Below are 388 nucleotides of genomic sequence, written 5' to 3'. Positions count from 1 at the left end.
TTCAGGCGGGATTCATACAGCGGCCAGCCATCCGTCATCCATATCACCACGTCAAAGGGTGACAGCAGGCTCATAAGACGCCCCAGCGTCGCCATAGTGCGTTCACCGAATACGTGCGCAACAACCGTCTTCCGGAGCCTGTCATACGCGTAAAACAGCCAGCGCTGGCGCGATTTAGCCCCGACGTAGCCCCACTGTTCGTCCATTTCCGCGCAGACGATGACGTCACTGCCCGGCTGTATGCGCGAGGTTACCGACTGCGGCCTGAGTTTTTTAAGTGACGTAAAATCGTGTTGAGGCCAACGCCCATAATGCGGGCGGTTGCCCGGCATCCAACGCCATTCATGGCCATATCAATGATTTTCTGGTGCGTACCGGGTTGAGAGGC

The 388-nt window shown here is 57.2% G+C and carries 1 pseudogene; it reads right to left on the bottom strand.

From position 1 onward, the window contains the following. Positions 1 to 388: pseudogene (locus EKL29_RS22985) on the bottom strand (IS1-like element IS1B family transposase); the annotation flags it as partial.

This window comes from Pantoea sp. YU22 (assembly GCF_003970755.1).
GTDB lineage: Bacteria > Pseudomonadota > Gammaproteobacteria > Enterobacterales > Enterobacteriaceae > Pantoea > Pantoea piersonii.
The sequence above is the reverse complement of the archived record's forward strand: the minus strand, read 5'-3'. Positions and strand labels throughout refer to the sequence as shown.